Source organism: Candidatus Rhodoblastus alkanivorans (genome assembly GCF_022760755.1).
GTDB lineage: Bacteria > Pseudomonadota > Alphaproteobacteria > Rhizobiales > Beijerinckiaceae > Rhodoblastus > Rhodoblastus alkanivorans.
The window spans coordinates 2,682,431-2,695,116 of record NZ_JAIVFP010000001.1 but is presented as its reverse complement, the minus strand read 5'-3'; the positions used below and the strand labels follow the sequence as shown (position 1 = coordinate 2,695,116).

The window sequence follows — 12,686 nt, the reverse complement described above, 5'->3', positions numbered from 1 at the left end:
CCGACAAGCGGATGCCGGTATTCGGATCCAGGTCGTGCGCAGGAACACGGGACAGCTCGGGATGAATGACAACAATCCGCCGGCTACTTGGGCCGATCGGGCCGTGGGGGTCGGAGCCGGCCTCGCCAGCGCCCTTCTGTTCGTGGTTTCGAGCCGCGGCTCCAGCCTCGCGATGGCGCTCGCCTATTTCTCGCCGCTGCCCATGATCATCGGCGGCGCGGGCTTTTCCTTTCCCGGCGCTCTGTTCGGAGCGGCCGCCGGCGTGGCTCTGCTCGCCTTCGCCGCGCAACCGCCTTTCGCGCTCGCCTTTCTGTTCGGCTTCGCGACGCCCGCCCTCGTGCTCGCCGGCCTGATGCAGGTTCGTTTGCGCTCCCGCGACCCCAACCCGGCGGCGCAGCGCTTCGTCACGCCGGGCGAGATGCTGGCGGCGATCGTCGGCCTGGCGATCCTGGTCGCCGCTTTCGGCGTCGGCAGCCTGCTCGTCCATTATCACGGCTTCGAGCCGGCCATGAAAGCCGTGATGAAGCATTTCGCCCCGGCGCTCGACGAGGTCGTCAAAGGCCTTGCTCCGGTGTCGGACGATTTCGACGCCGTGGCGATCAAGCGGCTCGTGATCATGAGCGCGCCGGCGGGCGTCGCCGCCTCGCAGACATTGCTGCTCGCCGCCAATCTCTGGCTGGCCGCGCGCACCATCGAGATTTCCGGCCGGCTGCGTCGTCCCTGGCCCGACCTGCCGGAAAATGTCGTCCTGCCCCGCTTCGTCGCGCCGGTCTTCCTGATCGCCGCCGGCCTCGCCTTCAATGGCGGGTTCGTGGCGGTATTCGCGGGAATTGTCGCCGCCGCGAGCGGCTTCGGCCTCGCGCTCCATGGACTCGCCGCCCTGCACGGCCTCACCCGCGACGTTTCGCTGCGCAGCGCCTGGCTCGCGGCGCTCTATGCCGCCGTGGTCATCCTCGAGCCGTGGTCCGTAATCGTCCTCGCTGTGTTCGGCTTGGTGGAATCCGCCTTTTCGCTGCGCGCGCGCAAGGCGCGCCGAATGAAAACCCAAGGTTGAAATTACACAAACAACTGATCGAACGGAGATCGAACCATGGAAGTCATTCTGCTTGAACGCGTCGCCAAGCTCGGCCAGATGGGCGAGGTCGTCCGCGTCCGCGACGGCTACGCCCGCAATTTCCTGCTGCCGCGCCACAAGGCCCTGCGCGCCACCGAGGCCAACCGGAAGCAGTTCGAGAACCAGCGCGCGCAGCTCGAAGTCCGCAACCTCGAACGCAAGGGCGAGGCCCAGGGCGTGGCCGAGAAGCTGGACGGTCAGGTCTTCATCATCCTGCGCCAGGCGGGCGAATCAGGCCAGCTCTATGGCTCGGTCTCGACCCGCGACATCGCGGAAGCGGCGACGGCCGGCGGCTTCACCGTCGAGCGCCACCAGATCCTGCTCCACACCCCGATCAAGACCCTCGGCCTGCACAAGGCGCCGGTCCATCTGCACCCGGAGGTCGATGTCGAGATCGTCGTCAATGTCGCCCGCTCCAATGAGGAGGCCGAGCGCCAGGCCAAGGGCGAATCGGCGACCATCCGCGAGGAGACCTCGATGGCCGATCTCGGCCTCGAAGTCGGCGCGGCCCTGGCTGAAGCCGGCGACGTCGAGCTCTGATTTTCTGGCGAATTTCGTCAAAAATACCAGCCCGGCGGGCGCGATCCCGCCCGGCTTTTTTGCGCGTGGCGCCAGCGCCCGGGTCAAGCGAAATCCCCGTGATCGGCTAGGCCGTGTTCCGGCCGTGTGGATAACGAGGACGGCCCCGCGCCGCTAAAGATTTGTTTACCCTTTCGGCCCCGGTCCGTGGCACAAGATTTCAGCGATTGCGTATTCCGTCGCAACACTCCGATAATTCCCAACGATTCGTCGCGGCGGCCCGGCCGTCGCGACAGGAATGGCGCTTTTCATGGCCGCACTGGAAAAAAGAACCGACCGCGCCCTGATGGCGGTCGCCGCCCCCGAGGCTTCCGTCCGTATGCCGCCCGCAAATCTCGAGGCGGAACAGGCGCTGCTCGGCGCGATTCTCGTCAATAACGACGCCTTCGACCGCGTTTCCGACTTCCTCAGGCCCGAACATTTCGCGGAAGAGCTGCATCGCCGCATCTATGAGACCGCGGGCCAGCTCATTCGCGCCGGCAAGCTCGCGACTGCGGTCACGCTCAAGACATTTCTCGGCGACCACGACCTCGGCGGCATGACCATTCCGCAATATCTGGCGCGGTTGGCGGCCGAGGCGACCACGATCATCAACGCGATCGATTACGGCCACGCCATCCACGATCTCGCCGTTCGCCGCGAACTGATCAATATCGGCGGCGACGTCGTCAACACGGCTTATGATTCGGACGTCGATCACAGCCCGCGCGCCCAGATCGAGGAGGCCGAGCGCAAGCTTTACGCCATTGCCGAGACCGGGCGTTACGAGGGCGGCTTCCACCGCTTCTCCGACGCTTTGGCGAGCGCGGTGGACATGGCCGCCAAGGCCTGGGAGCGCGAGGGCGGGCTTTCGGGCCTCGCCACGGGCATGCAAGACCTTGACCGCATGATGGGCGGGCTCCAGCCCTCCGACCTCATCATCGTCGCCGGACGACCCGGCATGGGCAAGACGGCGCTTGCAACCAATATCGCCTTCAATGTCGCCCGCGCTTTTCGCGGCGAGACGCGCCCCGACGGCGGCCATGTCACGCTCAACGGCGGCGTCGTCGGCTTTTTCTCGCTGGAAATGTCGTCCGAACAGCTCGCCACCCGCATCATCGCCGAACAGGCCGAGGTGCCCGGCTACAAGATCAGGCGCGGCGACATCACCGAAACTGAATTCCACCGCATCTCGCAGGCCGCGCGGGAGATGCAGTCGATTCCCTTTTTCATCGACCATACCGGCGGCATCTCCATCGCCCAGCTCACCGCCCGCGCCCGCCGCCTCAAACGCCAGCGCGGCCTCGACCTGCTGGTGGTCGATTATTTGCAACTGCTTTCGGGTTCGCGTTCGCGCAGCGACAACCGCGTCCAGGAACTGACCGAAATCACCACTGGAATGAAGGCCTTGGCGAAGGAATTGAACGTGCCGATCATCGCACTGTCGCAATTGTCGCGTCAGGTGGAGGCGCGCGACGACAAGAGGCCGCAACTGTCGGACCTGCGCGAATCCGGTTCGATCGAACAGGACGCCGACGTTGTGATTTTCGTCTATCGCGAGGAATATTATCTGAAAAACAAGCAGCCGCGCGAAGGCACGCCGGAATTCCACGATTGGCAGAACGAGATGGAGCGCGCCCATGGCAAGGCCGAGGTGATCATCGGCAAACAGCGCCACGGGCCGACCGGCACGGTGGAGCTTGCGTTCGAGGGCGAATATACTCGGTTCAGCGATCTCGCGCGCGACGACCACCTGCCAGCGCATATGTGAGGATGTTTCATGCCGGATGAGCCCGCCGCAGATGACGCCCGCGCGACGGGGCAGGCCATCCTCAGGGTCGATCTCGACGCCTTGGCCGAAAACTGGCGCCGTCTCGCCGATCGCGCCGAGGGCGCGGAATGCGCGGCGGTGGTCAAGGCCGACGCCTACGGGCTGGGGATCGCGCCGGTCGCGCGGGCGCTGCTGGAGGAAGGCTGCGAGACGTTTTTCGTCGCCCATCTTTCCGAGGGCGAAATCCTGCGCCAGATCGCGCCGGAGGCGCGCATTTTCGTGCTGAACGGCCTGGCGCCCGAAGCGTGCCCGTTGTTCGTCGCGTCGCGGCTCATTCCGGTGCTCGGCTCGTTGCCGGAAATTTCCGAATGGGCGGATTTCTGCCGCGAGGAGGGCGCGCTCCATCCGGCGGCCATCCATATCGACACCGGCATGAACCGCCTTGGTCTCGGCATGAGCGACCTGCGCCGCGCCAGCGATCTGATGACAGCCTTCTCGCCGGTCCTGGCGATGAGCCATTTCATCTCCGCCGAGGATATGTCGGCGCCGCGCAACCGCTTGCAGATCGAGCGTTTCGAACAGGCCTGCGCCGAACTGCCGCCGATGCCGGCCTCATTGTGCAACTCGTCCGGCATGTTTCTCGAGGAAGCGCCCTTTCTCGACCTCTGCCGGCCGGGCTACGCCCTTTACGGCGGCAATCCGACGCCCGGAAACGACAATCCGATGAGGCGAGTCATCGATCTTTCGACGAATGTCCTTCAGGTTCGCGACGTCGCGGCGGGCGAGACCGCCGGCTATAACGCGCGCTGGACGGCGCCGAGCCGCCGGCGGCTCGCCACCATCAATCTCGGCTATGCCGACGGGTTTTTGCGCAGCGGCGCGGAGGGCCCGCTCGGTGTCGATGTCTTCGCCGCCGGCCATTATTGCCCGGTGGTCGGCCGCATCTCGATGGACCTGGCGATCGTCGACATCAGTGAGACGGCCCCGCTCAAGCGCGGCGACCGGGTTGAGGTTCTGGGCCCCCAGATCTCGATCGACGAACTCGCCGCGCAATCGGGCACGATCGGCTACGAAATCCTGACCCGCCTCGGCCCGCGCTTCCGCCGCGAATATGTTCGGTCCGCAGAAAATATTGCAAGACAAGACGATATCGAAGCATCTTCATCTTCAGAGTGAGGTTCGATATGGGCCAGCCTTTGGCCAAGGCCGGCGTTCCAGCGGTTCGCGGCGCGCGCCGGTTCGGGGGCTTGTGCCAGTCGAAAGCACGAGTGCAGCGGGCGCAGGGACCGGATAGCGCGCCGCGCTTCCGGCGCCAGATCGCTCGTCCGTCGGCTTCGCGACCTTGACAGAGGCGTGAACGGGCGCCAATGGCAGGCGGGAATTGACTTCAAACGAGGCAGAATCGCAGGTGTCGGTCGCATTTCTCTTTCCAGGGCAGGGCTCGCAGGCCATTGGCATGGGCAAGGCGCTTTACGACGCCTTTCCGGCGTCGCGCGCGGTTTTCGACGAGGTGGACGCAGCGCTCGGCGAAAAGCTTTCGGCCCTGATGTTCGAGGGCGACGCGGCGGAACTCACTCTTACCGCCAACGCCCAGCCGGCCCTGATGGCGGTGAGCCTCGCGGCGCTTCGCGCGTTGGAAGCGGAGAAAGGCGTGGATGTCGCGCGCGACGCGGCTTTCGTCGCCGGCCATTCGCTCGGCGAATATTCGGCGCTCTCCGCGGCCGGCGCCCTGACGATTTCCGACGCGGCGCGGCTGTTGCGCCTGCGCGGGCAGGCGATGCAGAAGGCGGTGCCGGTCGGCGAGGGCGCCATGGCGGCCCTGCTCGGCGCGGAGCCCGATCAAGCGGCTAAAATCGCCTTGGAGGCCGCGGCGGCCTCGGGCGAACTTTGCGAACTCGCCAATGACAATGGCGGCGGCCAGATCGTGGTTTCGGGCGGCAAGAAAGCGGTGGATCTGGCGATCGAGATCGCCAGGGAAAACGGCGTCCGCCGCGCCATGCTGCTGCCGGTGTCGGCGCCCTTCCACTGCGCCTTGATGGCGCCGGCCGCCGAGGCCATGCAGGAGGCGCTGGCCAAGACCGAAATCAAGCCGCCCGTGGTCGATGTGGTGGCCAATGTCACCGCCGCGCCGGTGCGCGACCCCGCGGAAATCCGGCAATTGCTGGTCGCCCAGGTCTGCGGGACCGTGCGTTGGCGCGAATGCATGGGCTTCATGCACAAGCAGGGCGTCGATCTGTTCGTCGAGATCGGCGCGGGCAAGGTGCTGGCCGGGCTCGTCAAGCGCACGGCGGAAGGCGCGCGGTCGCTCAATGTCGGCGTCCCGTCCGAGGTCGAAAGCTTTTCGCTGAGCGCTTAAATCGTTATCCGGAGTTATTCATGTTCGATTTGAACAATCGCATCGCGCTTGTCACCGGCGCCAGCGGCGGCCTCGGCTCCGCCATCGCCCGCGCGCTGCACAAGCAGGGCGCGAAAGTCGTGCTGTCGGGCACGCGCCGCGAGGCCTTGGACGCGCTGGCGGCCGAGCTTGGCGCGGGCGGCTTCGTCGCGCCTTGCAACCTCTCGGACAAGGAGGCGGTGGAGAAGCTGGTTCCCGAAGCCGAGGCGCTCGCCGGCCCGCTGGACATTCTCGTGAACAATGCCGGCGTCACCCGCGACGGCCTGTTCATGCGGATGAAGGACGAGGATTGGGACACGGTGCTGACCGTGAACCTGACCTCCGCCTTCCGCCTGTCGCGCGCCGTGCTCAAGGGCATGATGAAGCGGCGCTATGGCCGGATCGTCAACATCACCTCGGTGGTCGGGGTCACCGGCAACGCCGGGCAGGGCAATTACGCGGCCTCCAAGGCGGGGCTGATCGGCATGACCAAATCGCTTGCGGCGGAAGTCGCCTCGCGCAATGTTACGGTGAACTGCGTCGCTCCGGGCTTTATCGCCAGCCCGATGACCGACGTCCTGTCCGACAAGCAGAAAGAGGCCATTCTCGCGACGATTCCCGCCGGCCATCTTGGCGAAGGCGCGGACATCGGCGCGGCATGCGTCTATCTGGCGAGTTCCGAAGCCGCTTACGTCACCGGCCAGACGCTTCACGTGAACGGCGGAATGGCAATGATTTGAAAGTGTTGTGGCCAAGGTCCCGGTGCGGCGCCAATCGCTGCACGGGGGCCTCGCAATCGTGACGGAAGTATGTTAGCAAGCCACGGTTTGTAAGTTCCAACGTGCGAAATTTCGCTGCAGGGCAGAAATTTACGCGTAACCGGAGCCGTCACTCCCCGCGCGCCGCCGCCAACATTCAGGCGCGCCATCAGTTCAAGACCATGAGGAAACCACAGATGAGCGATGTCGCCGAGCGCGTGAAGAAGATTGTGATCGAACATCTCGGCGTCGAACCCGACAAGGTGGTCGACAGCGCGAATTTCATCGACGACCTGGGCGCCGACTCGCTCGACACCGTCGAGCTGGTCATGGCCTTCGAGGAAGAATTTGGCGTGGAAATCCCGGATGACGCGGCCGAGACCATCGTCACCGTCGGCGACGCCGTGAAATTCCTGGAAAAGGCCACGGCTCAGAGCTGAGCCGGGCGCCAGAGGAAATGGTCGCGCGCGTTCGGCCGGGGGTCGGACGCGCGCGATTGACGTTGTGGACACCGCGATGAGCGGCGCGGTAAAAGCAGGACCGGCTGCGCCGGAGGCCCTTGCGCCCCGCGCGCCGCCACAAAGCCCGAGGGAGCTTATGCGCAGGGTCGTCGTAACGGGATTGGGCATGGTGTCGCCGCTCGCCTGCGGCGTGGAGGAGAGCTGGAAACGTCTGCTGGCCAGCGAAAGCGGCGCGGGCCGGATCGAAGGTTTCGACGTTTCCGACCTTGCCTGCCAGATCGGCATGCAGGTTCCACGCAAGGGAAAGACGGACAGCGCACCGGACGCTTTCGATCCCGACGAGTGGATGGAGCCCAAGGAACAGCGCAAGGTCGACGATTTCATCATTTTCGGCGTCGCCGCCGCGACCCAGGCGCTCAAGGACGCAGGCTGGGCCCCTAAGACCTACCAGGACCAGATCGAGACCGGCGTGCTGATCGGCTCCGGCATCGGCGGCCTCGGCGGCATTTATGAAACCTCGCTCACCCTGCAGGAGAAAGGCCCGCGCCGGGTGTCGCCCTTCTTCGTGCCGGGCCGGCTGATCAATCTCATCGGCGGCCACGTTTCCATCATGCATGGGCTCAAGGGCCCGAACCATGCGGTGGTCACCGCCTGTTCGACCGGAACCCACGCCATCGGCGACGCGGCCCGCATCATTGCTTTGGGCGACGCCGAGGTCATGGTGGCGGGCGGCGCGGAATCAGCATGCAACCGCATCGGGATCGCCGGATTCGCCGCCTGCAAGGCGCTGGCGACCGCTTACAACGACAATCCCAAGGCCGCCTCGCGGCCCTATGACCGCGACCGCGACGGCTTCGTCATGGGCGAGGGCGCCGGCTGCGTCGTGCTGGAATCGCTGGAGCACGCCCAGGCGCGCGGCGCCCGCATCTATGCCGAAATCATCGGCTACGGCATGTCGGGCGACGCCTATCACATCACCGCGCCGGCCGAGGACGGCGACGGCGCCTTCCGTTGCATGCAGGCCGCGATCAAGCGCGCCGGCATCGCGGCGGCGGATATCGATTACGTCAACGCCCATGGCACCTCGACCATGGCCGACGGCATCGAGCTCAAGGCGGTCGAGCGCGTCGTGGGCAACGCCGCGAGCAAGATCTCCATGTCCTCGACCAAGAGCTCGGTCGGCCATCTGCTCGGCGCCGCCGGCGCGGTTGAGGCGATCTTCTCCATTCTCGCTTTGCGCGACCAGATCGCGCCGGCGACCCTCAATCTCGACAATCCGGACTTCGAGACCGCGATCGATCTCGTGCCGCACAAGCCGCGGGAACGGGAAATTAACGTTGTTCTGTCGAATTCTTTTGGCTTCGGCGGGACCAACGCCTCGCTCCTGATGCGGCGGTTCGCCTGACCGATCCTGATTTCGCCATAAATTCCGGCACACTGCCAGTAAGTATCGCTGCTTGAGGCGGCACCGCGAGGCGTATATGACGGACCAACCGCAGGGAACCGAGCCGGCCGGCGACGAGCGGCCCACGTCGGCGCGCGCGGGCGCGTCCGGCGCGAGCATTTACGGCCGGCGCGGCGCCATGAGCCCGTCCGAGGCCTTGCAGCCTGAGGCCGCGCCGCCGCCGCCGGAAAAGAAGCGCAAGCGGTCGCGGCTTGGCGCGGCGTCCGGATTCCTGTCCTTCCTGCTCGCGGCGGCCTTTCTCGTCGGCGTCGGCGTTGTCTTCGCCGACCGCGCGGCGCGCGCCCCGGGGCCGCTTCCGGCCGACAAGGTCGTCTATATCCAGCAGGGCTTCGATTCCGACCAGATTATCGACGAATTGCAGACGCAGGAGGTCATCGACTCGCCCATGCTGTTCCGGATGGCGCTGCTGTTCGAAGGCGCCCGCTCCAGGATGAAGGCCGGCGAATATCTGTTCAAACAGGGCGCCTCGGTTCAAGACGTGATCAACACCATGGTCTCGGGCAAGGCGATCCTTCATTCGATCACCATTCCCGAAGGCCTGACCAGCGAGCAGGTGGTCGATCGCCTGCGCCAGGACGATCTCCTCATCGGCGACATCCGCGAGATTCCGCGCGAGGGCTCGCTGCTGCCGGAAACCTACAAGTTCCATCGCGGCGATCGGCGCGACAAGCTGCTGCAGAAAATGGCCGGCGACGAGAAACAGCTGGTCGCTGCGATCTGGCGCAGCCGCGCGCCGGACCTGCCGTTGACGTCGCCGTATGAACTGGTCACCCTGGCGTCGATCGTCGAAAAGGAGACCGGCAAGCCGGACGAACGTCCGCGGGTCGCGGCGGTCTTCCTGAACCGCCTGCGCAAACACATGCGGCTGCAGTCCGATCCGACCATCATTTATGGGCTGGTCGGCGGGAAGGGCGCGCTTGGCCGCACTCTGACCCACGCCGACGTCGAATCGCAGACGGCCTACAACACCTATGTCATCGACGGCCTGCCGCCGGGGCCGATCGCCAATCCCGGCCGCGCCGCCCTGGAGGCGGTCGCCAATCCCGCGCGCACCAAGGATCTCTATTTCGTCGCCGACGGCACGGGCGGCCATGTCTTCTCGGACTCGCTCGGGGCCCACAACCGCAATGTCCAGCGCTGGCGGCAGATCGAGCAGAACAAGACGACGTCGCCCAACGCCCCGGCCGGCGCCGCCGCGCCCGCGGGCCGCGACGACCACAGCGAAAATGGACCGGGGCCGGTTTTCGGCGCCGTTCACATCCCGTCGGAATTCGTCGCGCACGCGCGTAAATTCTATCGCGTCGCCGATGGCGCAGGCGGCCATGTCTTTTCGAATTTGCGTGACGCCAACAAAGGCGATGTTAGGCGCTGGCGGCGGATGGATCGGCAATTCAAGGCCGAGGCGCAGCTCGGGCCGGGCGCTTTGGCCGGCCACGACGACCACGGCGCGACTGCGCCGCAGCAAGAGTTCGGGGTCGCGCCCATGCAGCCGCAATTCAATGGGCGCCGCGAGGTTCCGTCGCCGCGGCAGTTCGATGGGCAATTCAAGGCCGAGGCGCAACTCGGGCCAGGCGCTCCGGCCGGCCGAGGCGACCGCAGGGCGAAAGCGTTCGATTTCGGCGCCCCCCCTAGCGCGACGGAATTCGCGGCGCGCCACGACCTCGCGCCGCCGCGGCCGCGTCTTCGTCCCGATCCAAGGATGATCGCGCGCGTCGCGCCGCTGATGCCGTGGGCGCCGCCGCCGCCTCGCCGCCTCGCCGATTTCGATTCCGACCGCGCCGGCGTTCCGGATGCGCCGAAACTGGCGGCGCTCGGCGATATCGAGATGGGCGGGATCACCCGCGCCGAGAACGAACTCGACGGCCCGGCCGACGATATGGGAACAGACCCGGCGATCGCCCAGGCGTCGCCTTCGCAGCCTCCCCAGCCGAGGGCGGTCGCCGGAGATCTCGATGGCGCGGCCGAGCCGGTCCAGACCGGACCCATGGGCTCCGACGCCATGAGCTATGCGGGCGGCATCGTCAATGCAGCGCCCAACGGCAAGCCGCGCATCTATGACGCGGTGGCGGGAACGGCGCTTGATCCTCTGCTTGAAAAGAACTGGGATCTCAACAGCGCGCAAACGGTGGACGTTCCGCAGCCGCAGACCGAGGCGGCTATCGCCGGCTCCAATACCAGGTCTGTGTCCAAGTCCAGGCCTGCGTCCAAGTCCAGGCCTGCCCACAGGTCCAAATCCAAGGCCGCCTCCGCGTCCAGGTCCAGATCAAAGACCACGTCCGCATCAACGTCGTCGAAATAGCGGCTTTCGAGCGGATGCGAGCGGCGCCAACTCCCTTCCCCTGAAAGGGAGGGGCGGCGGGGGGTGATAAGCCCTTGACACTTCCGGGCGTTACCCGCCCACCCTGACCCAGCGGCCAAGTGGGAGGGAATGGTGAGCGCCGATTCCCTCTGATCGAGAAACGATCGCGCCTGAAGGCAAATTGGTGCGCTTTCCTCGGCGAATCCTGCTATAGGCGAGGAAAATCCGCCTCAGCCGACTCCGGCTCTTTCCGGCGGCGTCCGGGATTTTGACATGACGATTTCGAGCATGACTGGCTTCGCGAGAGAAGCAGGCTTTTCCGCGCCCTACCGATGGAGCTGGGAAATCAAGACGGTGAATTCGAAGGGGCTCGATCTGCGTCTTCGCCTGCCGCCAGGCTTCGATTCTCTCGAAAAGCCGGCGCGCGCGGCGATCGCCCACGCCCTTTCCCGCGGCGCCTGCTACGCCAACCTCGCCGTGACGCGCGAAACGCCTGTCGTGTCGGCGCGGCTCAACCGCGATCTGCTCGTCCAACTGATCAACGCCCTCGCCGACGTCGAGCGGCCCGCCCATATCGGGCCTTTGAGCCTCGACGGTCTCCTCGCCGTGCGCGGCGTGGTCGAAACGGTCGAGCTCGAGGAAGACGAGGCCGAGCGCGAGACGGCGCAGCAGAACATCCTGCTTGGCCTCGACGCGGCGTTGCGCCAGCTCGGCGCCATGCGGGCGGGCGAGGGGGCGACGCTTGCGGCCGTGCTCCGCCAGCGGCTCGATCGCATCGCCGACCTCGCCAAGGCCGCGGATCTCTGCCCGGAGCGTCATCCGGCGGCGGTGCGGGAAAGGCTGCGCGCGGCCATCGCCCAGATCGTGGACGCCGGCCGGCTGGACGAGGCGCGGCTTCATCAGGAGGCGATATTGCTGGCCGCCAAGGCGGACGTCCGCGAGGAGCTGGACCGGCTGTTCGCCCATGTCTCGGCGGCGCGAAAGCTCCTGGCCGATGGCGGAGCCGTCGGGCGTCGGCTCGATTTCCTCGCCCAGGAATTCGGCCGCGAGACCAATACGCTTTGCGCCAAATCGAACGACGCCGCCTTGACGGCGATCGGCCTTGAATTGAAGGTCGAAGTGGAGCAATTGCGCGAGCAGGCGCAGAATATCGAGTAGCATGATGGAAATGGAAAGCGCGGGCCGCCGCGGGCTGATGCTGATTCTTTCGTCGCCTTCCGGCGCGGGCAAGACCACGCTGACTCGCATGCTGCTCCAGAAGAAGGAACTCGATCTGACGCTCTCCATCTCGCTGACGACGCGCAAGCGCCGCTCCAGCGAGGCCGACGGCATTCATTACCATTTCACCGGCCATGCGGAATTCGCGCGGCGGCGCGACGGCGGCGAATTGCTGGAGCATGCCGAGGTCCACGGCAATTTCTACGGCACGCCGCGCGCGCCGGTCGAGGCGATCCTGGCCCAGGGCCGCGACGTTTTGTTCGACATCGACTATCAGGGCGCGCGCCAGGTGCGCGAGAAAATGCCGCGCGACGTCGTCACCATTTTCGTCCTGCCGCCCTCGATGCGCGAATTGCGGGCGCGGCTGGAGCGGCGCGCGGAGGACAACCAGGAAACCATCCTGAAAAGGCTCGACAACGCCCGCCACGAGATCAGCCGCTGGGGCGATTACGATTACGTCCTGATCAACGACGACATCCAGAAAACATTCGAAGACCTGCTGGCGATCGTGCGCGCCGAACGCCTGCGCCGCCCGCGCGTTGCGGCGGGCGTGGAGGATTTCGTCGCCGGCCTGCTGCGGGAAGAGATTTGACGTGTCTGGTCCTGACCTTGCCCATCGGCCGGAGCCGTCAGGAACGATCCGTGAGGTCGGAGCGTTTGCGGGCATC

At 66.1% G+C, this 12,686-nt stretch carries 11 protein-coding genes; all 11 read left to right on the top strand.

The window, feature by feature from the left end:
• Positions 1-61: 61 nt before the first annotated feature.
• Positions 62-1,054, top strand: coding sequence for a hypothetical protein (locus K2U94_RS12415; protein WP_243067511.1), 993 nt, complete (start codon positions 62-64; stop codon positions 1,052-1,054).
• Between the two features lie 36 nt (positions 1,055-1,090).
• On the top strand, positions 1,091-1,654 hold the full coding sequence (rplI, locus tag K2U94_RS12410; RefSeq protein WP_243067510.1) for a 50S ribosomal protein L9: 564 nt from the start codon (positions 1,091-1,093) through the stop codon (positions 1,652-1,654).
• Positions 1,655-1,943: 289 nt separating this feature from the next.
• Positions 1,944-3,443 (top strand): replicative DNA helicase, encoded by a 1,500-nt coding sequence (locus K2U94_RS12405; protein WP_425332521.1) that lies wholly within the window; start codon positions 1,944-1,946, stop codon positions 3,441-3,443.
• 9 nt (positions 3,444-3,452) lie between these two features.
• A complete protein-coding gene (alr, locus tag K2U94_RS12400; protein WP_243067509.1) occupies positions 3,453-4,619 on the top strand; it encodes an alanine racemase in 1,167 nt (388 codons plus the stop codon).
• Between the two features lie 232 nt (positions 4,620-4,851).
• Positions 4,852-5,799: an ACP S-malonyltransferase gene (gene fabD, locus K2U94_RS12395; RefSeq protein ID WP_243068862.1), complete on the top strand. Its 948-nt coding sequence runs from the start codon at positions 4,852-4,854 to the stop codon at positions 5,797-5,799.
• Positions 5,800-5,819: 20 nt separating this feature from the next.
• Positions 5,820-6,557: a 3-oxoacyl-[acyl-carrier-protein] reductase gene (gene fabG, locus K2U94_RS12390; RefSeq protein ID WP_243067508.1), complete on the top strand. Its 738-nt coding sequence runs from the start codon at positions 5,820-5,822 to the stop codon at positions 6,555-6,557.
• Between the two features lie 215 nt (positions 6,558-6,772).
• Complete coding sequence (locus tag K2U94_RS12385) at positions 6,773-7,015, top strand: acyl carrier protein (RefSeq protein WP_243067507.1); 243 nt, start codon at positions 6,773-6,775, stop codon at positions 7,013-7,015.
• Positions 7,016-7,172: 157 nt separating this feature from the next.
• On the top strand, positions 7,173-8,441 hold the full coding sequence (gene fabF / locus K2U94_RS12380) for a beta-ketoacyl-ACP synthase II (protein ID WP_243067506.1): 1,269 nt from the start codon (positions 7,173-7,175) through the stop codon (positions 8,439-8,441).
• Between the two features lie 76 nt (positions 8,442-8,517).
• The gene (gene mltG, locus K2U94_RS20550; RefSeq protein ID WP_272884859.1) at positions 8,518-10,800 is read left to right on the top strand and encodes an endolytic transglycosylase MltG; all 2,283 of its coding nucleotides are present in this window, start codon (positions 8,518-8,520) and stop codon (positions 10,798-10,800) included.
• 273 nt (positions 10,801-11,073) lie between these two features.
• Positions 11,074-11,958, top strand: coding sequence for a YicC/YloC family endoribonuclease (locus tag K2U94_RS12370; RefSeq protein ID WP_243067505.1), 885 nt, complete (start codon positions 11,074-11,076; stop codon positions 11,956-11,958).
• Positions 11,959-11,962: 4 nt separating this feature from the next.
• Complete coding sequence (gene gmk, locus K2U94_RS12365) at positions 11,963-12,610, top strand: guanylate kinase (protein ID WP_243067504.1); 648 nt, start codon at positions 11,963-11,965, stop codon at positions 12,608-12,610.
• The last annotated feature ends 76 nt before the right edge of the window (positions 12,611-12,686 follow it).

Coding starts and splice junctions, on each gene's coding strand:
- K2U94_RS12415 (WP_243067511.1), top strand. CDS start 62: ATGAATGACAACAATCCGCCGGCTACTTGGGCCGATCGGGCCGTGGGG.
- rplI (WP_243067510.1), top strand. CDS start 1,091: ATGGAAGTCATTCTGCTTGAACGCGTCGCCAAGCTCGGCCAGATGGGC.
- K2U94_RS12405 (WP_425332521.1), top strand. CDS start 1,944: ATGGCCGCACTGGAAAAAAGAACCGACCGCGCCCTGATGGCGGTCGCC.
- alr (WP_243067509.1), top strand. CDS start 3,453: ATGCCGGATGAGCCCGCCGCAGATGACGCCCGCGCGACGGGGCAGGCC.
- fabG (WP_243067508.1), top strand. CDS start 5,820: ATGTTCGATTTGAACAATCGCATCGCGCTTGTCACCGGCGCCAGCGGC.
- K2U94_RS12385 (WP_243067507.1), top strand. CDS start 6,773: ATGAGCGATGTCGCCGAGCGCGTGAAGAAGATTGTGATCGAACATCTC.
- fabF (WP_243067506.1), top strand. CDS start 7,173: ATGCGCAGGGTCGTCGTAACGGGATTGGGCATGGTGTCGCCGCTCGCC.
- mltG (WP_272884859.1), top strand. CDS start 8,518: ATGACGGACCAACCGCAGGGAACCGAGCCGGCCGGCGACGAGCGGCCC.
- K2U94_RS12370 (WP_243067505.1), top strand. CDS start 11,074: ATGACGATTTCGAGCATGACTGGCTTCGCGAGAGAAGCAGGCTTTTCC.
- gmk (WP_243067504.1), top strand. CDS start 11,963: ATGGAAATGGAAAGCGCGGGCCGCCGCGGGCTGATGCTGATTCTTTCG.